The sequence below is a fragment of the Mesorhizobium sp. Arg314 genome, from assembly GCF_053714275.1.
On the sequence record NZ_JBSKBP010000238.1, the window covers coordinates 1 to 543 of the forward strand.

1 pseudogene is annotated in these 543 nt (G+C 64.1%); it reads left to right on the forward strand.

Annotated elements, in window-relative coordinates:
* Nucleotides 1-36: 36 nt before the first annotated feature.
* Nucleotides 37-543: pseudogene (locus ACWGS9_RS36090) on the forward strand (hypothetical protein); the annotation flags it as partial.

A 543-nucleotide genomic window follows, 5' to 3' on the forward strand; every position in this document is an offset into this window, starting at 1 on the left:
TCAACGCTGAGCCTATGGCTCACGAACGTTCGGTCATTGGCCGAACTGGACGATTTTTGCCGCCAGATATGGAAGCTCTACGGCGAGGAATCGCTTGGCGAGGACGATGCGGAGCGGTTTTGCGAGAAGGCTGACCAGCACCGCGCCAACCTCAAGGAGGCCCGCGCGGATGGCTTGTCGCCACCTCGCTCATGTTATCCGCAACGGCTGCGCAGCGAGCGAAGCCGCCGCGAGGCAGCCCACGGCCCTCGAGATCCTGCGCGGTGGCAGCGCAAGCGGCGTCTTGCCCGCATGCAGGCTGTTCGACCCGAGTTCGCCGGGGAGTTCACCGAAGGGGAGAGCGCTGCGCTCTACATCGTCATGTCGGACTGCCGACAGCACGGCAAATGCGACCGATCGGTGAAGGAGATCGGCGATCGCGCCGGCGTTGGGTCGACCACTGTACGCAATGCGTTGCGTAAAGCCGGCACGCACGGCTTGCTGCGCGTCACCGAGCGCAGGCAATGGCGAGCCAGGAACCTTCCCAATCACATCGTTGTCGTG